Annotated in this window: 14 protein-coding genes; all 14 read left to right on the plus strand. The window is 66.8% G+C overall.

The window, feature by feature from the left end; all coding sequences use genetic code 11:
* Positions 1–3: 3 nt before the first annotated feature.
* The gene (locus NA10_RS26355) at positions 4–1,056 is read left to right on the plus strand and encodes an ABC transporter permease (RefSeq protein ID WP_067572606.1); all 1,053 of its coding nucleotides are present in this window, start codon (positions 4–6) and stop codon (positions 1,054–1,056) included.
* A complete protein-coding gene (locus tag NA10_RS26360; RefSeq protein ID WP_067572608.1) occupies positions 1,053–1,844 on the plus strand; it encodes an ATP-binding cassette domain-containing protein in 792 nt (263 codons plus the stop codon). The genes NA10_RS26355 and NA10_RS26360 overlap by 4 nt, the downstream gene beginning before the upstream one ends.
* Entirely contained in the window at positions 1,841–2,779 is a 939-nt protein-coding gene (gene iolC, locus NA10_RS26365; protein ID WP_067572609.1) for a 5-dehydro-2-deoxygluconokinase, read from the plus strand. The genes NA10_RS26360 and iolC overlap by 4 nt, the downstream gene beginning before the upstream one ends.
* Entirely contained in the window at positions 2,770–3,663 is an 894-nt protein-coding gene (locus NA10_RS26370; protein ID WP_067572611.1) for a Cgl0159 family (beta/alpha)8-fold protein, read from the plus strand. The genes iolC and NA10_RS26370 overlap by 10 nt, the downstream gene beginning before the upstream one ends.
* On the plus strand, positions 3,660–4,550 hold the full coding sequence (gene iolB / locus NA10_RS26375) for a 5-deoxy-glucuronate isomerase (RefSeq protein ID WP_067572613.1): 891 nt from the start codon (positions 3,660–3,662) through the stop codon (positions 4,548–4,550). The genes NA10_RS26370 and iolB overlap by 4 nt, the downstream gene beginning before the upstream one ends.
* The gene (iolD, locus tag NA10_RS26380; protein WP_067572615.1) at positions 4,547–6,388 is read left to right on the plus strand and encodes a 3D-(3,5/4)-trihydroxycyclohexane-1,2-dione acylhydrolase (decyclizing); all 1,842 of its coding nucleotides are present in this window, start codon (positions 4,547–4,549) and stop codon (positions 6,386–6,388) included. The genes iolB and iolD overlap by 4 nt, the downstream gene beginning before the upstream one ends.
* Positions 6,389–6,566: 178 nt before the next feature.
* Positions 6,567–8,042: a hypothetical protein gene (locus tag NA10_RS26385; RefSeq protein WP_245677907.1), complete on the plus strand. Its 1,476-nt coding sequence runs from the start codon at positions 6,567–6,569 to the stop codon at positions 8,040–8,042.
* A 130-nt stretch (positions 8,043–8,172) separates the two neighbouring features.
* The gene (locus tag NA10_RS26390) at positions 8,173–10,128 is read left to right on the plus strand and encodes an MFS transporter (RefSeq protein ID WP_067572619.1); all 1,956 of its coding nucleotides are present in this window, start codon (positions 8,173–8,175) and stop codon (positions 10,126–10,128) included.
* A gap of 30 nt (positions 10,129–10,158) precedes the next feature.
* Positions 10,159–11,022: a winged helix-turn-helix transcriptional regulator gene (locus tag NA10_RS26395; protein WP_245677908.1), complete on the plus strand. Its 864-nt coding sequence runs from the start codon at positions 10,159–10,161 to the stop codon at positions 11,020–11,022.
* An 84-nt stretch (positions 11,023–11,106) separates the two neighbouring features.
* A complete protein-coding gene (locus NA10_RS26400) occupies positions 11,107–12,567 on the plus strand; it encodes a carotenoid oxygenase family protein (RefSeq protein WP_067572623.1) in 1,461 nt (486 codons plus the stop codon).
* Positions 12,568–12,581: 14 nt separating this feature from the next.
* On the plus strand, positions 12,582–13,805 hold the full coding sequence (locus NA10_RS38895) for an LLM class flavin-dependent oxidoreductase (protein ID WP_245677909.1): 1,224 nt from the start codon (positions 12,582–12,584) through the stop codon (positions 13,803–13,805).
* Complete coding sequence (locus NA10_RS26415) at positions 13,798–14,982, plus strand: thiolase family protein (RefSeq protein ID WP_067572625.1); 1,185 nt, start codon at positions 13,798–13,800, stop codon at positions 14,980–14,982. Before NA10_RS38895 ends, NA10_RS26415 begins: the two co-directional genes overlap by 8 nt.
* A 28-nt stretch (positions 14,983–15,010) precedes the next feature.
* A complete protein-coding gene (locus tag NA10_RS26420) occupies positions 15,011–16,756 on the plus strand; it encodes a class I adenylate-forming enzyme family protein (RefSeq protein ID WP_084515258.1) in 1,746 nt (581 codons plus the stop codon).
* Between the two features lie 28 nt (positions 16,757–16,784).
* The gene (locus NA10_RS26425; RefSeq protein WP_067572628.1) at positions 16,785–18,005 is read left to right on the plus strand and encodes an acetyl-CoA acetyltransferase; all 1,221 of its coding nucleotides are present in this window, start codon (positions 16,785–16,787) and stop codon (positions 18,003–18,005) included.
* Positions 18,006–18,033: the final 28 nt, after the last annotated feature.

Raw genomic sequence — 18,033 nt, forward strand, 5'->3', positions numbered from 1 at the left:
GACATGAGTGTTGCCACAACGGCTTCCGAGCCGACCACGCGAACCGAGGGGCTGCGCGCCTCCATCCTCCAGCGTCTGGTGGTGCGCCCCGAGCTGGGTGCGCTCATCGGCGCGCTGGTGGTGTTTCTGTTCTTCTCCCTCATCACCGACAAGTTCCTGAGCGCATTGGGCGTGTCGAACTGGCTGGACGACGCCTCGACGCTGGGCATCATGGCGGTGGCGGTCGCCCTGCTCATGATCGGCGGTGAGTTCGACCTCTCCGCCGGTGTGATGACCGCCTCCACGGCCCTGGTCACCGCCCTGCTGACGGTGAACGCGGGCTGGAATGTCTGGCTGGCCCTGGCGGTTTCGCTGGTCTTCGCCCTGGCGGTGGGCGCGCTCAACGGCTGGGTCGTCATGCGCACCGGTCTGCCGAGCTTCATCGTCACCCTGGGCACGTTCCTGGCCCTGCAGGGCCTGAATCTCGGTGTGACACGGTGGGTCACCGGTACAGTCCAGGTCTCCGGCGTTCGCGGCGCGGACGGCTATCAATCCGCGGGCTGGGTCTTCGCCTCCACCACCGATATCGGGGACGCGCACATCCAAGCCTCGGTCGTCTGGTGGATCGTCCTGACCGCGATCGCCGCGATAGTGTTGATGCGCACCAGGTTCGGCAACTGGATCTTCGCCGTCGGCGGTTCGCTCCAGAGTGCCCGCGCGGTCGGCGTCCCCGCCGCCCGCACCAAGATCATCCTCTTTATGACCACGGCCTTCGCGGGCTGGGTGGTGGGCGCGTGCAATCTGCTTCGCTTCTCCAGCGTGCAGGCGAATCAGGGTGTGGGACTGGAGTTCCAGTACATCATCGCCGCGGTGGTCGGCGGCTGCCTGCTCACCGGCGGCTTCGGCTCGGTGGTCGGCGCGGCCCTCGGCGCGCTCACCTTCGGTATGGCCCGGCAGGGCATTGTCTTCGCCGGCTGGAACAGCGACTGGTTCATGCTCTTCCTCGGCGTACTGCTGCTCTCGGCCGTGCTGGTCAACAACGCATTCAAGAAGCGAGCGGAAAGGGTACGCCGATGAGCACCCGGGCACCCCTGATCGAAACCGTCGATATCGGTAAGAGTTACGGCGGCGTGGTGGCACTGCACGATGTCTCCATGGTGGTCAATCCCGGCGAGGTCACCTGCGTACTCGGTGACAATGGCGCGGGCAAATCCACCCTGATCAAGATCCTGGCCGGAGTGCATCAGCACGACACCGGGGAACTGCGCGTCAATGGCGAGGCCACCCGATTCGCTTCTCCGCGTGACTCTTTGGACCTGGGCATCGCCACCGTCTACCAGGATCTGGCCGTGGTTCCGCTGATGAGCGTCTGGCGCAATTTCGTGCTCGGCTCCGAACCGGTGCGCAAGCTCGGTCCGCTCGAGCTGCTGGATCGCCGCCGCGCCCAGGACATCACCCGTAAAGCCCTGGAGGACATGGGAATCGAGATCCGCGACCTGGAGCAGCCGGTCGGCACGCTCTCGGGTGGTCAGCGCCAATGCGTGGCCATCGCCCGCGCGGTCCACTACGGCGCGAAGGTCCTCATCCTCGACGAGCCCACCGCCGCACTGGGTGTCAAACAGGCGGGCATCGTGCTCCGCTATGTCGTCCAGGCCCGCGACCGCGGTCTCGGCGTCGTGCTCATCACGCACAATCCGCATCACGCCTACCCCGTCGGCGACCGCTTCCTGCTGTTGCAGCGCGGCGGCCGACTCGGCTCCTACGAGAAGTCGGATATCGACCTCAATGAACTCACCCGGCAGATGTCCGGCGGCGCGGAACTCGAAGCCCTGCAACACGAATTGCAGCGAGTGGTGACGCCGTGACCGCACTGGAGGTGCTCACCATCGGCCGTGTCGGGGTGGACCTGTACCCCGAGCAGAGCGGGGTGCCGCTGGCGGAGGTGTCGACCTTCGCCAAGTTCCTCGGCGGCACCGCCACCAATGTCGCGGTGGCGGCGGCGCGGCTCGGCCGCCGCACGGCCCTGCTCACCAAGGTCGGCCCGGACAGTTTCGGCGACTTCGTCCGCAGTGCGCTGACCGACTTCGGCGTCGAGAACCGCTACGTCGGCACCGCGCCGAATCTCCAGACGCCCGTGGTGTTCTGCGCACTCAATCCGCCCGCCGATCCACCGCTGGTGTTCTATCGCGCACCCATCGCCCCGGACCTCACCCTCACCGAGAATGAGATCCCTTGGGAAGTCGTGGATTCCGTACCCCTGCTGTGGGTCACCGGCACCGGCGTGAGCGCCGAACCCGGCCGCACCACCCAGCGCGCGCTGCTCGAGCGCCGCGACCGGCGCGGGCACACCGTGCTGGATCTGGACTATCGCCCCATGTTCTGGCCCGATGTCGCGACCGCCCGCACCGAGATCGGCTGGATGGTCGATCACGTGAATGTGGTGGTGGGCAATAGAACCGAGGTGGAGGTGGTCGTCGGCACCGCCGATCCCGATGCGGCCGCCGACCGCCTGCTCGCCCGCGGCGTCCGCCTCGCGGTGATAAAACGCGGTGCGGAGGGCGTGCTCGTGGCCACCGACACCGAACGCTGGACCGTCCCACCCTGTCGCGTGGAGGTGGTGTGCGGACTGGGCGCGGGCGACGGCTTCGGCGGCGCGCTCATCCACGGCCTGCTCTCCGGCTGGGATCCACATCGCCTGGGCACCTTCGCCAATGCCGCCGGGGCGCTGGTCGCCTCCCGCCTGGCCTGCGCCGACGCCATGCCGACCGAGGCCGAGATCGAGGAGTTGCTGTGCACCTGACCGATGACCGCTGGTACCGCCTGCTGCGGACCCGAGCCACCGAACCCGAGGCGGTGCGGCGGGCGTACGCGGACCGTATCCGGCGGCCGAATCTGCTGTCGGACAAGGGAACCCTGTTCTTGGTCGCCGCCGATCATCCCGCACGCGGTGCGCTCGGCGTGGGCGGCGACAGCACCGCCATGGCCGGTCGCCGCACGCTGCTGGAGCGGCTGCTGATCGCCCTGGACAATCCGGCCGTGGACGGTGTGCTCGGCTCACCGGACATCGTCGAGGAATTGCTGCTGCTCGATGCCGTGCACGACAAGATCGTCATCGGCTCCATGAACCGCGGTGGACTCGCGGGAGCCGATTGGGAGATCGACGACCGCTTCACCGGATACGACGCGGAATCGCTGGTGAAGTACCGCCTCGACGGCGGAAAGATGTTGCTGCGTATGGTGGATTCGGATGCGGGCACCATTCCGACACTCGAAGCCTGTGCGCGGGCGGTGTCCGAACTCGCCGAACACGGACTCATGGCCATGGTGGAGCCGCTGCCGTACGGACGCGATCCCTCCGGCGCGCTGGTCATGCATCGCGATGCTGCCTCACTACAGCGCGCGATCACGATCGCCTCCGGCCTGGGCGTCACCTCGGCGTACACCTGGTTGAAGATTCCTGCCCCGCAGGAGATCTCGGCCCTGGACGCCACCACCCTGCCGGTGCTCGTCCTCGGTGGAGCCCCCTCGGGCGATCCCGCGGCCGACCTCGCCTCCTGGGGCGCGGCGCTCAATCATGACGTGGTGCGCGGTCTGGTGGTCGGGCGCAGCCTGCTGTACCCGCCAGACGGCGATGTGGCGGGCGCGGTCGACGCCGCCGCACGGGTGCTGGCGGCCGCATCATGAGCACGCTGCATCGTCCGGCCGGAACCCTCTGTGCCGGAGACGATCCGGTGGTGCTCACCCCCGACGACGCGGGCTGGACCTATACCGGCCTGCGCGTTCTCCGGCTGGCCGCGGGCGAATCCCGCACCGTGCACACCGGCGAATTCGAAGCCTTCGTCCTGCCCCTGTCCGGCTCCTGCACCGTGCGTGTCGACGGCCTGACCTTCGAACTCGAGGGCCGCGAAACGGTTTTCACTCGCGTCACCGATTTCGCCTACGTCCCGCGTGACGCCGAGGTCGAGCTGTCCACGGTGCACGGCCTCGAGGTCGCCCTCCCCATGGCCCGCTGCACCCGCCGTCTCGAAGCCGAATATGGTCCGGCCGAACAGGTTCCGGTGGAGGTGCGCGGCGCGGGTCAGGCGACCCGCCAGGTGACGAGTTTCGGCGTCCCGGGCGTCTGGGATCACGCCGACAAACTCAATGCCTGCGAACTCATCACCCCCGACGGCAACTGGTCCTCCTATCCGCCGCACAAGCATGACGAGGCGAGCGACTGCGAAGTGGTCAACGAGGAGATCTACTACTTCCGCATTGCCGACCGCGACGGAATCACCCCCTCTGCCACGGGTTTCGGCCTGCATCGCACCTACACCGCGGATGGTTCGCTGGAGGAGAACGTCGCGGTCCGCGACGGCGACGTCTTCCTGGTCCCGCACGGCTACCACGGCCCGTGCATCGCCGCCCCCGGCTATCCCATGTACTACCTCAATGTTCTGGCCGGTCCCGCCCCCGAACGGTCCATGGCCTTCTGTGACGATCCGGCGCACGCCTGGATTCGATCGCAGTGGGCCGGGGAACCCTCGGATCCGCGCTGCCCGGTCACCTCGCACGAAGGACGCCGCGTATGAGACTCACGACCGCACAAGCCCTGGTGGCCTGGCTGGTCGCCCAGCGCTCCGAACTGCTCGACGGCACCGAAGTACCGTTGTTTCCCAGTGTTTTCGCCATCTTCGGGCACGGCAATGTACTGGGCTTGGGTACCGCGCTACAGGAGCGGCGCGAGGAGATCCCGGTATGGCGCGGGCATACCGAACAGGGCATGGCTCTGGCCGCGGTCGGACTGGCCAAGGCGACGCAGCGCCGTCAGGTCGGCATCGCCACCTCCTCCATCGGCCCGGGTGCGCTCAATATGGTGACCGCCGCCGGTGTGGCACATGCCAATCGGCTGCCACTGCTCCTGCTGCCCGGTGACACCTTCACCAGTCGCGCACCCGATCCGGTGCTCCAGCAGGTCGAGCATTTCGGTGATCCGACCCTCACCGTGAACGACGCCTTCCGGCCGGTGAGCCGATACTTCGACCGCATCACCCGCCCGGAGCAGTTGATCGCCACGCTGCCGCAGGTGGCCCGCGTACTCACCGATCCGGCGGACGCGGGACCGGTGACACTCGCACTGCCGCAGGACATTCAGGTCGAGACCTACGACTTCCCGGAGGCGCTGTTCGAACCGGTCGTGCACCGCATCGCACGTCCCCGGCCGGATCGGCGCACCCTTGCCGAGGCGGCGGCCAGACTGCTGAGCGCGCACCGCCCACTGCTGGTGCTCGGCGGCGGCGTCCGTTACTCCGGTGCGGGCGCGAAAGCCCTCGAATTCGCTGAGCGGCATGGTATTCCGATCACCGAGACCACCGCCGGGCGCACTCTGGTCGCACACGATCACCACCTCTACGCCGGACCTCTCGGCGTCACCGGCGCGGCTTCGGCCAATACCCTTGCCGCGGAAGCGGATGTCGTCCTCGCCATAGGCACCCGCTTCCAGGATTTCACCACCGCCTCCTGGACCGTCTTCGCCGAGGACGTCCGACTCATCCATATCAATGCCGCCCGCTTCGACGCCGTCAAGCACGGTGCGCTCGCCGTGGTCGCCGATGCCGAGGCCGCACTCACCGATCTCGCCCCCGAAATAGGGGAGTGGCAGGTGGATCCGGCCTGGACCGCGCGCGCTCGCGTCGTCCGCGGTGAGTGGGACGCCCATATCGACAAGCTCCGCGCTCCGGGTCTCGGCGCACCCACCTACGCCCAGATCGTCGGCATGGTCAATGATCTCAGCGGACCCGACGACTACGTCATGACCGCCTCCGGTGGTCTGCCCGGCGAACTCATCGGCGGTTGGCGGGCCACCGGCGGCGCCCCCACCATGGATGTCGAATACGGCTTCTCCTGTATGGGATACGAGCTCTCCGGCGCGTGGGGCGCGGCCATCGCCCATCGCGGGCTGGTCACCACCATGCTCGGTGACGGGTCGTACCTGATGCTCAATTCCGAGCTGTTCTCCGCGGCCTTCGCGGGACATCCGCTGGTGGCGGTGGTCTGCGACAACGACGGTTACGCGGTCATCGCCCGGCTGCAGGAGGGCCAGGGTGCGCAGCCGTTCAACAACTTCTACGCCGACTGCCGCAGCAATCACGATATGCCGCCGCGCGTGGACTTCGCCGCGCACGCGCGCGCACTCGGCTGCGCGGTCTTCACCTCCGGCGAACCCTCGGAATTCCGCGACACCTACGCGCGCGCCCGCGCCACCGCCGTCGCCGAGCAGCGCCCCGCGGTGATCGTGGTGCACACCCAGCCGTCCTCCTGGACCGAATCGGGGGCCTGGTGGGAAGTCGGTGTGCCGCAGCACCTCTCGGGTCGAAGCGGCTATGACCAGGAGAAACCGCGTCAACTGCGCTATACCCGCGGCGACTGATGGCGGGGCGCGCACGCCACACCCGAGGAATCCGGGCATACCGGCACTCGGGTGACCCGGGCGGGCAATCTATGGCAGACTCGGCGCGAACGCGCAGGGCGGTCGCATGGAGATCGCACGCGCACGGTGATGTGGGAGTTTGAAGGTCGCAATGGATCTCAGCGCCATTGAGCGCCAGGTGGCTTCGGACAGAGCGGCCGCCCGGGACCGTTCGCCCGAAGCCGAGTTGGCCCTCGCCACCACACTGTGCGCATTCGCCCGCGGTCTGATCGCCACCAAATCCGATCCCGCGGAGCGTGATCGGTCGGCCTCGGCCCTGGAGCCCGCACAGGAGGCGGTGCTGCTGCGGCTGCGCTGGCTCACCGCCGGACATGTGAACGCCGTCTTCGCGGGTGAGGTGCAGGATGCGCTGCGCCTGTTCGAGGAGGCCGCGCGCACCATCGGGCATCGCGAGCTCGCCACAGCCACCATTCGCAATGCGTGCAATGCGTATCGCCAGGTGGCGCACAACTATCCGAACGCCGCCGCGGTCTGCGCGGACGCGCTCGCCAAATGCGGGGTCTGGCTGCTGCGCCTGGATCCCAATGCCGCGGTCGCGGCCAGCCTGGACGCGGTCACCATTCGCGCCCAGCTCTTCGCCGCCGACCCGGATCAGGCCGCGCGGTATCTGTCCAGCCTGAACACCCTGCTGCGCACCCTCATGGTCGGTCGGCAGCGCAAACCCGCCATCGCCATGTACCGCGAGCGCTATGCCCAGGTCACCTCGCCCGCCATGGCGCAGCGACTACGCGAGATCAAGGTCGAGGACATCGGCTTCACCAGCAAGACGGTGACCGCGCTGCGCAAACTGGAGTGCGCGACGCTCGAGCGTGCGGGGTACCTGACTCAGCAGCAGATCCTGTACCAAACCTCCGGTGATCTGGCGACCATCGAGGAGATCAACTGGCAGCTGGCCCTGGTCGGCCTGAAACCCCTGGCCGCCGGAGCCATGCCGGATCAGCCCTCCAAGCCCATGGAGATCAGCACCTCCTTCGGGGCACTGGGTGTGCGCTGCTCCTCCCGCAATGCCGTCACGCTGGTGCGCGCCGCCCTGATGGCCGCCTATATCGCCGACGGCGCGCAGGTGGTCCCCAGCACCGCCTATCAGGGCGTCGCCGAAAAGCATTGGAGCACACCGGAGCCCGAGGTCAATCGGGTCGAACGCCTCGGCGAGGATGTGGTCCTCATCGAAAAGGTCTCCGAGCACTGGGTTTCGGTGAAGAGCCTGAACTGGGAGATCGCCCCGGTCGGCAAACACCCACTGGCGCTGCGCCTTTCCCATGAGTGGCCGGTGGTCAGCGTCACCACCACCGAGAACATGTCCTACGAACTGTGCTGGTATGAAGGCGGTTCCGCCATCCAGTACGCCGCCCTGGGCCTCCCGGCGGGCCAGATTCCGCTGGAAAAACCGCTCGCCCCATTGGATTTCAAAGCTCTCGCCGAGTATGGCGCGGACTATGCCTCGGAAACCCAGGTCCGCTCGGCCTTCGGAAACACCACAATGTTCACCAAGCTAACGAGTCTGCCGGGTAGCGGTATCCGTCAGGCCGCCGAGGCCGGTCCGCTGGCCGCACACGGTTCGAACATTCTCTACTTCGGTACCGGAGCCGATTAAACACGTATTTCGGTAACAGTGATGGCGATCACTCATGACGTCTACCATTTGATCACTGCGGCAGTTCGTGGCGCATCACAATGGGTCTTCCGGTGACACGAAATGCCGTGGTCAGAAAGGCATCTCGATCATGAGTTCCACTCCGACCGCCGTCCCGACCGCCCCCGGTCCGGCAGCACCGACGCTGCTCACCGGGTTGTGGCAACGCAAGATTCCGCACTATCCAGACAACCGCACGCGGAGCTGGTATTTGTTCCTGGTGGTGATCGTCTCGGTCGCCCTGTATTACCAGTTGTTCGTCTCCGGCGCGGTGGGCAATGAGCTCATCGCCTACTTCCACCTGTCGTTCCGGTACTTCGTCGGAATCTTCATCGCGGGTGCGGCCTTCGGTGCCGCCGCGTCGGTGGTGGCCGGTCTGCTGGACCGGTGGGGGCGGGCCAATATCGTCGCCTACGGCACGGTCATCTGCTCGGTGCTCACGCTGGTGGCGGTGCCCGCGACCACCACCAAAGAGGCGTATCTGATCGTCTACTGCATGATCGGCATCGTCGAAGGTGCGGTTCTGGTGGCGACACCGGCGCTGGTCCGCGACTTCTCGCCGCAGTTGGGCCGCGCCTCGGCCATGGGTTTCTGGACGCTGGGACCGGTGCTCGGCGCACTGGTGACCACCGAGATCTCCACCCAGACGCTGTCCGCGCATCCGGATTGGCAGTTCCACTACCGGCTCTGCGGCATCATCTGCGTGGTCATCTCCATCCTCGGCGTCATCGGACTGCGTGAGCTGAGTCCGGCGCTGCGCGATCAGATCATGGTGTCGATTCGCGACAAGGCGCTCATCGAGGCGCGTGCCCGCGGTTTGGACGTCGATAAAGTCGAGCGCAATCAGTGGAAAGATATGCTGCGCTTCAACATTATCGGTTCGGCTTTCGCCATCTCGATGTTCCTCGCGTTCTTCTACACCATTGTGTCGTTCCTGCCGGTGTATATGGCGACCAACTTCGGATTCACCGCACAGCAGGCCAATGCCATGGGCAACTGGTATTGGATCGCCAATGCGCTGTCGCTGGTGATCACCGGTGTGGTCTCGGATTATCTGAAGGTCCGAAAACCCTTCATGCTCTTCGGCGCGGTCATCAGCATCATCGGTGTCTTCGTATTCCTGGGCTATACCGATAAACCCGGGACGGACTACTACACCTTCGCCGCGGTATTGAGCCTGATCGCGGTCGGCAGCGGTATCTGCTATGCCACCTGGATGGCCTGCTACACCGAAACCGTGGAGAACCGGAATCCGGCGGCCACCGTCGAGGGGCTCGCGGTCTGGGGCGGCATTCTGCGCACCGTGGTCACCTTCGTGCTGCTCGGACTGCTGTTCGTGGTGACGGCGGCGGGCACGCTGGTGAATTACGGTCCACGGCTGCAAGAGATCTCGGCCAAATACCATAATGAACTCGCCACCATTCAGAAGGTCGGCGCGGACACCATGGGCACGCTGGGCGCCAATCCGAACGATACGGCCGCCCAGGTCACCGCACTGGTGAAATTGACCGGGGCCTCGGCCGCCGATGTGCAGACCACGCTCGCGCTCAATGCGAAGTTCCCGCAGGAGTTGGCGACACTCCAGGCCATCGACACCGCGGTGCTCACCAAGATGATGTTGAATCCGGCCGATCAGGCGAGTGCCGCCACCGCGGTGAGTCAGGTCGCGCAGAAGTTCAATATTCCGCCGGATCAGGCAATCGCGCGGATTCAGGCGGCGCAGAAGGTTCCGGTCAACGAGTTGGCGGTCGCCTCACAGGTCGGTCCGCAATTGACGGCGGCCAGCAATGATCTCAAGGCGGTGAGCAATATCCCGACCGATGATCAGAAGTTCCTGGCCGATCACGCCACCGAGGCGCAGCAGGCCGCCGTCGATTCGGCGAAGCAGTGGCGGACCTGGTGGTGGATCTGCCTGGTCGCGCAGATCGCGTTCCTGCCGTTCGTCTTCTTCATGTCCGGTTTCTGGAGCCCGAAGAAGGCCGCCGAGGCCGCTGCCGCACACGATGAGGCGGTGGAACGCGAGATGGAGGCGCTGTCGCTGCGGTGACAATGGCGACTATCCAGTACAGTTATTGAAGTGCAATCGAACTCCGTGGCCGCCACCTTCGACCTGCTCGGCGACCGCCTGACGCTCACCATTCTGCGTCTGGCCTTTGTCGAACACGCGCGGCGATTCAATCACTGGAGTGAGAAGACCGGGGCGCCGCCGGCCGTGCTGACCGCACGGCTGGCGGCGCTCGTCGATGCCGGGGTGCTCGAGCGCGACAGCGGCGAATACCGGCTCACCGAACTGGGATTGGCCACCTGGGAGATCCTGGTGTGCGTCTGGTCCTGGCAACGGGAGTGGACAGCCGAATGGTCGGTGCTCCCGGAGTTCGTGCACCTCGATTGCGGGCATCGCGGGCCGCCGGTGCTCATGTGCCGGGGGTGCGGGCGGACCGTGACCCCGCACGACACCGATGTGGAGCTGGATCGAGATGCGCTGTGGCACCTCACCTCCGGACGTCGCCGCTCGGCTCGGTCGGCGGCGCCCGCGCAGGTCGACGCCCGTTTCGACGAGATCATGGAGGCCATCGGCGACCGCTGGAGCGCCGCGGTCACCGGGCTGGCACTGGCGGGCGTGCGGCGCTTCTCGGAATTCCGTGCGGCACTGCGTATGTCGCCCACCACGCTCACCGAACGGCTGACCCGGCTGGTGGAGGCGGGCATCCTGCTCCGGCCCGAAACCGATGCGCGCGAATACCGGCTGACCCCGCGCGGCCGAGCCCTGTTCGGGGTCTTCGCATTCCTGCTGGCGTGGTCCCATCACGCGCATCCGCTGAATCCGGAACCCGGGCTGCGGATTCGGCATCGGGAGTGCGGTGCGGTACTGCTTCCGGCGCTGCGCTGCCGCGGTTGCGAGGCCGAGTTGGGCCGCACCGAGGTGCGGTTCGAGTCTTGACAGCCCCGGCTGAGACGCGTATCACTTCATTAACTGTAGTGAAATCACCGGGTCCGCGTGGTCCGGCCGCTGGAGGCGTAGCTCATGCCGCTCAATGAAGAACTCATCGCACCCGCCGCCGAGGCATTGACCAATCCGTATCTGGAGGGTCCGTACGCGCCGCAGGGCGCGGAGATCACCGCGATCGAGCTCACGGTGCTCGCCGGTGAGCTGCCGGTGGACCTCGACGGGGTGTACGTCCGCAATGGGCCCAATCCGCAGTTCGCGCCGCTGGGCCGGTACCACTGGTTCGACGGTGACGGCATGCTGCACGCGGTGCATTTCGAGAACGGTCGGGCCACCTACCGCAATCGGTACATTCGCACCGCCGAGTTCGAGGCGGAGCGGGCGGCGGGCGCCGCGCTGTGGCGCGGGGTGATCGAACCCTGGGACGGCAATCCCGCCGGGGACCGGCGCGAGCGCAACTCCGCCAATACCGATGTGATCTATCACCACGGCAATCTGCTCGCGCTCTGGTACCGCGCGGGCAAGCCGTACGCCATCGACCCGGTCAGCTTGGAGACGCACGGGGTCGACGACTTCAATGGCACACTGCCGGGCGAGGTTTCGGCGCACGCCAAGGTCGATGAGCGCACCGAGGAGTTCCTGTTCTTCGACTACGGCATCAATGCTCCGTACCTGCGCTACGGTGTCGCCGACCCGACCGGCAAGGTCACCCACTTCACCGGTCTGGAGCTGCCCGGGCCACGGCTGCCACACGATATGGCGATCACCGAGAACTACTCGATCCTGATGGATCTGCCGCTCTACAACGATCCGCGCGCGGCGGCAGCCGGTCGATTCAAGATCTTCTTCGACCGCGAACTGCCGAGTCGATTCGCGGTGCTGCCGCGCTATGGCGTTGGGGCGGAGGCGAAATGGTTCGAGGCCGCGCCCGGGTACATCTACCACACGGTGAACTCCTGGGAAGAGGGCGAGGAGATCGTCCTGATCGTCTGCCGCGTCACCGAACCCAGTCCGGTATCGGACCGCGCTCACCCGCTGGCGCAATTGCTCGCCTATCTGCGTCCGGAAGCCAAGCTGCACCGGTACCGCTTCAACCTGCGCACCGGTGTCACCACCGAGACGCCGATGGACGATGTGAACACCGAATTCCCCGCGATCGACCAGGGCATCACCGGCCGGCGCGGTCGCTACTCGTATCAGATGCGCCTGTCGGTGGATCGCACCATGATCTTCGACGCCGTCATCAAATACGACTTGCTCACCGGCGCAAAGGAAACCGCGCCCTTCGGCGAGGGCATGTACGGCAGCGAACTCACCGTGGTTTCGCGCCCCGGCGGCAGCGGCGAAGACGACGCGTACCTGACCATGTTCGCCCACAACAATCACACCGGTCTGGCCGAAGTCTGGATCTACCACGCCGCGGACATCACCCGCGGCCCGATCTGCCGGCTCGGCATCCCCACCCGGGTTCCGCTCGGTTTCCACGCCACCTGGGTCAGCGGTGATCGCATGCGCGCGGCCGCCCAGCCGATCGCCTGAAAAGGACTGCGCCCGTGCCTAATCCGCACCTCAGCGTCAGCCTCCCGTACTGGCAGGACCGCGACCCCCTCGACGCCCTGCTGGTGGCCGAAGCCGCCGACAAACTCGGCTATGACCGCCTCTGGCTCGGTGAAATGGCCACCTTCGACGCCTTCGCGCTGGCCACCGCGATAGGCCGGGCCCCGGGCACGATCCCGCTCTGTATAGGCCCGTTGGCGGTTGCGGTCCGCACCCCGGCGAATATCGCCATGGGAGCGGCCAGCGTCGCCGCCCTCACCGGCCGCCGGGTCGATGTGGCGCTGGGCACCTCCAGCACGGTGGTCGTGCGCGATTGGCACGGCCGCGAAAGACGAAGCACCGCAACCCACCTGGAGGAATCGGCGCGCATAGTGCGACAGCTCCTCGATGGTGAGAAGACCGAATTCGACGGTGCGGTAGAACGCTCCAATGGCTACCGCCTACGCCTACCGGCACCGGGGCGGGCCGTCGCGCGGTCAGCGCCTGAACTCGCCGAACTTTCGCCGCCTTCGAGTCGGCGCACCGCACTTGCCGATGCGTTGCGAGCATCGCCACAGGGTGACGAGAGTACATCGGAGAGCTGTACCGAATCGCGTTCGTTCGCAATGCGTTCCGGCGCTGCCGAGATCGGTGCGCCGGGGGCGATTCGCTACTCTGGCATGGGCGACTCTCACAACGAATGCGCTTCGACCGCTCCGGGTTTCGAGTTGGTGGTGGCGGCATTCGGTGAGCGCGCATTGGCGGCCGGTGCGCGTACCGCCGATCGCGTGGTGCTCAACCTGGTTACCCCCGCCCAGCTGGCCCGGTGCGCCGAAATGGTCCGCCGGTACGCGGCACAGGCACATCGTCCGCCTCCCGACATCTCGGTCTGGGTGACGGCGGCCGCCGATCCCACCCCCGATATGCTCCTCACCCTCCGGCGCGGTGTGGTCGGCTACCTCCGCGCGCCCGGCTACGACGCCATGTTCGAGGAGGCCGGTTTCGGCGACGTGGTGCGTCTGGCCCACAGCGGCGCACACCCCCGCGACGTGCTGACCGCCATCCCCGACGAATTGCCTTCGGCGGTGGGCATGCTCGGCGACGCGGCCACCCTGACCGATCGGCTCGCCGCCTACCGTGCGGCCGGAGCCGATGAGGTGGTCATCGTCCCGGTGACCACGGCCGCCGATCCCGCCGGGAACCACACCCTCGAGACGATCGCGGGGCTGGGTCGTGGGTGAAGCGCTGATCTATGACGTCGTTCGATTGCCGCGCGGGCGGGTGCGGCGAAACGGTGGGGTGTTGGCTGATCTGCCGCCGTATGAGCTGTTCGGGCAGTTGCTTTCGGCCTTGGTGGAGCGCGGGTGCCCGGCGGATGTCGTCGACGATGTGCTCGTGGGGGTGAGTACCGCGGTGGGGGAGCAGGGCGGGGATATCGCCCGGGCTGCCGCGCAGTGGGCGGGATGGCCGGATTCGGTTCCGGGCGGGGTGGTTTCGCGGTTGTGCTGTTCCGGATTGGACGCCGTGGAGGGTGGGGCCGCGCGGGTTGCCGCCGGTTTCGCGGACATTGTCATCGCCGGTGGGGCCGAGTCGATGTCACGGGTGCCGATGCTCGCGGATCGGCCCGCTATCGCCTTCGACAATGATTTGGGGGAGCGGACCGGGTTCGTCACGATCGGAGTGTCGGCGGATCTCACCGCCGCCGCGCACGGAATCACTCGGCCGGAGCTGGATACCTATGCGGTGCGGTCGCACCAAAGGGCCGCTGCGGCAGGGGGTTCCGCAGCGTTGATCCCCGCCCGCAAAGGCGGCACGGTGCTTTTGGATGTTGATGAAGGCGCGCGGCCGGATGCCTCGGTCGAGGGATTCGCCGAGCTTGCGGCGCTGTTCGGTGACGACCCGTCCTGGGAGCGAGTGGCTCGGCGACTGCCGGATGCGCCGCGACCGGCACAGGGGCTGCACACGATAGCCACCGCGCCGCAACTGGCCGATGGCGCATCGGCTGTACTGCTCGGAAGTGCCGGGGCGGCAGACACTTTGAGCCGAAAGCCAATGGCCGTCATCGTGGGAACCGCCCAGGCCGCCGTGCGCTCACCGCTGCTGACCGCTCCCGTGACGGCGGCCCGGACGGCGCTGCGCCGAGCCGGAATCACCCCGGCCGATCTCGATGTGGTCGAGGTGAACGAATCGTTCGCTGTCACGCCGCTATTGCTGACTCGCGAACTCGGTCTCGACCCCGAGCGTGTCAATCCTTCGGGTGGAGCGCTCGCCGTCGGACATCCGCTGGGGGCCACCGGTGGCATCCTCATCGCGCAAGCCCTCGACGCCCTGTCCCGATTCGGCGGCGAGCATGCGCTGGTGACCATCCCGGCCGCGCTCGGACTGGGGTCCGCTCTCGTGCTGCGTCGCCTGTCATGAGCAAGAACTACGAGTACTAGGGAACTTCATGGCTGAATCGCATACCGCCGCAACGCGTTCCAACTCCAGACGGGCCACCGCTACCTGCCATCCGGTGCACCCCTGCCATCCCGAGGAGACCGTACGTGCGTACCTCGAACGCGGCTGGTGGGAGGACGAGACGATTCCGGCCCTCTTCCGCCGCCGCGTCACCGAGACACCGGACGCATCCGCGCTCACCGATCCGGCGAACCTGGAGGCACTGACCGGCGCGGTGCCCCGCACCCTCACCTGGCAGGGACTCGACAATCATGTAATCGATATCGCCGCAGTGCTTTTCGCGCAGGGCATCCGACAGGGCGACACCGTCGCGGTATTGCTGCCGAATTCGATCGCGCTCACCGCGACCTATCTGGCGCTGTGGCGGCTGGGCGCGGTAGCCACACCCATGCCCGCCTCGTACCGGCGGCATGAGATCTCGGGAATCATCGCGGCCACGGAGGCGGACGCCATCGTTACCGCCGGAGCGTTGGCGGAGAGGGAACTCGCGCAGGAGGCACTGGCGGTGGCCGATGGTCATGCCGTCGTCTTCGCGTTCGGACCGAACATCCCGGATAAGGCTGTCGCACTAGGTGATCCGGCCGACTCACAGTCCCGCAGCCGCATGCGTGACTACGAACCAACCCTGCGGGTGACCGTCAACGATCGCGTCACCGTCTGCTGGACCAGCGGCACCGAAGCCGCCCCCAAGGGTATCCCGCGCTGTCACGGCGACTGGCTGGCGGTGGCGCGGAGCGTGCAGGACGGCCTGGGCATCACCCCGGAATCGGTGGTGCTCAACCCCTTTCCCATGGTGAACATGGCCGGGTTCGCCGGAGCCTTCCTGCCCTGGCTGCTGGCCGGCGGCCATCTGATTCAGCACCATCCCTTGGATCTCCCGGTGTTCTTCCGCCAGATCGCCGAATACCGTGTGACGCACACCAGCATGCCGCCCGCACTGCTGACCATGCTGTTGCAGAACGAATCCCTGCGCGCACAGGCCGATCTGACCTCGCTGCACACGGTCGGCTCCGGCGGCGCGCCCCTGCCGCCGCCGGTCGTCCGCCGCTGGCAGGAGGAGTTGGGCATTCACGTCCTCAACTTCTTCGGGTCCAACGAGGGTGTGAGCCTGCTCGGCGCACCCGCCGATATCCCGGATCCGACTGTGCGAGCGCAACATCTACCGCACTACGGAGCGCCCGGCGTGGAATGGTCGACCGGTTTGGCGGCGCGCACCGCCGTGAAACTCGTCGATGTCGTCACCGGCGAAACCGTCACCGAACTCGGTGGCCGGGGGGAACTACGCCTGCGCGGCCCGGCGGTATTCGGCGGATACCTGCCCGGCACCGCCACTGCCGAACCCTTCGACGAAGAGGGATTCCTTTGCAGCGGAGATGTTTTCGAACTCTGCGGCGAGGACGGCCGCTACCTGCGCTTCGTCGACCGCGTGAAGGAGATCATCATTCGCGGCGGCATGAATATCGCGCCCGCCGAGATTGAGGGGCTGCTCTCGGATCACCCGTCGGTCGCCGACGTGGCAGTGGTCGGCTACCCGGACGAGGTACTCGGCGAAAAGTGCTGCGCCTTCATCGTTCCCGCGCCCGGGGCCACCGTCACCCTCGACGATCTGGTCGCACACCTCCGCGCCCGCGAGGTCGCCTCCTTCAAACTGCCCGAACGCCTGGAAATAGTCGAATCCCTGCCGCGCAACCCAGTCGGCAAACTCCTCCGCCGCGAACTCCGCGACCAACTCTGAACCGGCACAACACGATCAGGAGCCCGAAGTGTCCGTCCATATCCTCGGTGGCAGCCAAACCGACTTCTCCGTCAACTGGCATCGCGCCGGACTCGGGTTCGACGCGCTCATCCGCGCGGTGACCGAACAGACGCTGGCGGCGACCGCGATCAATCCCGCCGATATCGGAGTGATCCACGTAGGCAATGCCTTCGGTCAACTGTTCACCGGCCAGGGCCAGCTCGGCGGTATGCCCGCCACCGTCCTCCCGGAGCTGTGGGAGATTCCCGCCGGCCGCCACGAAGCCGCCTGTGCCTCCGGCAGTATGGCGATCCTGGCGGCCATGGCCGATCTGGAATCCGGGCGGTACGACTGCGCCCTGGTCATCGGCGCCGAATTGGAGAAGACCGTCCCGGGCAATCAGGCCGCCGCCTACATGGGAGCCGCCGCCTGGGCGGGCCACGAGGCGCAGGACACAGACCTGGTGTGGCCCACCATGTTCGCCGCCATCGCCGAGGAATACGACCGCCGTTACGGCCTCGACCCCGCTCATCTGCACGCCATCGCCGAACTGAACATCACCAACGCCCGCGTGAATCCACTTGCCCAGACCCGTGAATGGTCGTACACGCCGGAGAGTTTCACTGCGGACGACACCGCCAATCCGCCGGTGGCGGGGCCGCTCCGTCGCCAGGACTGTAGCCAGATGACCGACGGCGCGGCCGCGGTGATACTGGTCTCCGATGGATTCCTGGAGCAGCATAGGGACTTTCGCGCCAAGCACGCGGTGATCACCGGGTGGGGGCACCGGACCGCAGGACTGGCATTGGATCAGAAGTTCGCGGCCTCGGCGGGGGAGCCGTATGTCTTCCCGCATGTGCGGCAGACGATGCTGGATGCACTGGGCCGAGCGGCGCTCACCGATATCACCGAGGTCGATGCGGTTGAGGTACATGACTGTTTCTCCATGTCCGAGTACATGGCTATCGATCACCTGGGGATCACCTCGCCCGGGGAGAGCTGGAAGGCTATTGAGTCGGGGGAGATCAGTCGCTCGGGGGCGCTTCCGGTCAATCCGGGTGGTGGGTTGATCGGGATCGGCCATCCTGTTGGGGCGACTGGTACGCGTATGTTGCTGGATGCGTACAAGCAGGTGACTGGGCAGGCCGGTGACTGTCAGGTGGAGGGGGCTCGGCGGGTTGCTGCTCTGAATATTGGTGGGAGTACTACTACTTCGGCTGGGTTTGTTGTGGAGGGGTGGGGCGTATAGCGGTTGGGGGTGGGGCTTGCCCTGTGGT

This window comes from Nocardia acidivorans NBRC 108247, assembly GCF_001625085.1.
In the GTDB taxonomy this organism is placed as follows: Bacteria; Actinomycetota; Actinomycetes; order Mycobacteriales; family Mycobacteriaceae; genus Nocardia; species Nocardia acidivorans.

What these genes read in the sequence shown, in the direction of transcription:
- iolB (WP_067572613.1), top strand. Translation starts at nt 3,660, where the DNA reads ATGAGCACGCTGCATCGTCCGGCCGGAACCCTCTGTGCCGGAGACGAT.
- NA10_RS26400 (WP_067572623.1), top strand. Translation starts at nt 11,107, where the DNA reads ATGCCGCTCAATGAAGAACTCATCGCACCCGCCGCCGAGGCATTGACC.
- iolD (WP_067572615.1), top strand. Translation starts at nt 4,547, where the DNA reads ATGAGACTCACGACCGCACAAGCCCTGGTGGCCTGGCTGGTCGCCCAG.
- NA10_RS26420 (WP_084515258.1), top strand. Translation starts at nt 15,011, where the DNA reads ATGGCTGAATCGCATACCGCCGCAACGCGTTCCAACTCCAGACGGGCC.
- NA10_RS26355 (WP_067572606.1), top strand. Translation starts at nt 4, where the DNA reads ATGAGTGTTGCCACAACGGCTTCCGAGCCGACCACGCGAACCGAGGGG.
- NA10_RS26390 (WP_067572619.1), top strand. Translation starts at nt 8,173, where the DNA reads ATGAGTTCCACTCCGACCGCCGTCCCGACCGCCCCCGGTCCGGCAGCA.
- NA10_RS26360 (WP_067572608.1), top strand. Translation starts at nt 1,053, where the DNA reads ATGAGCACCCGGGCACCCCTGATCGAAACCGTCGATATCGGTAAGAGT.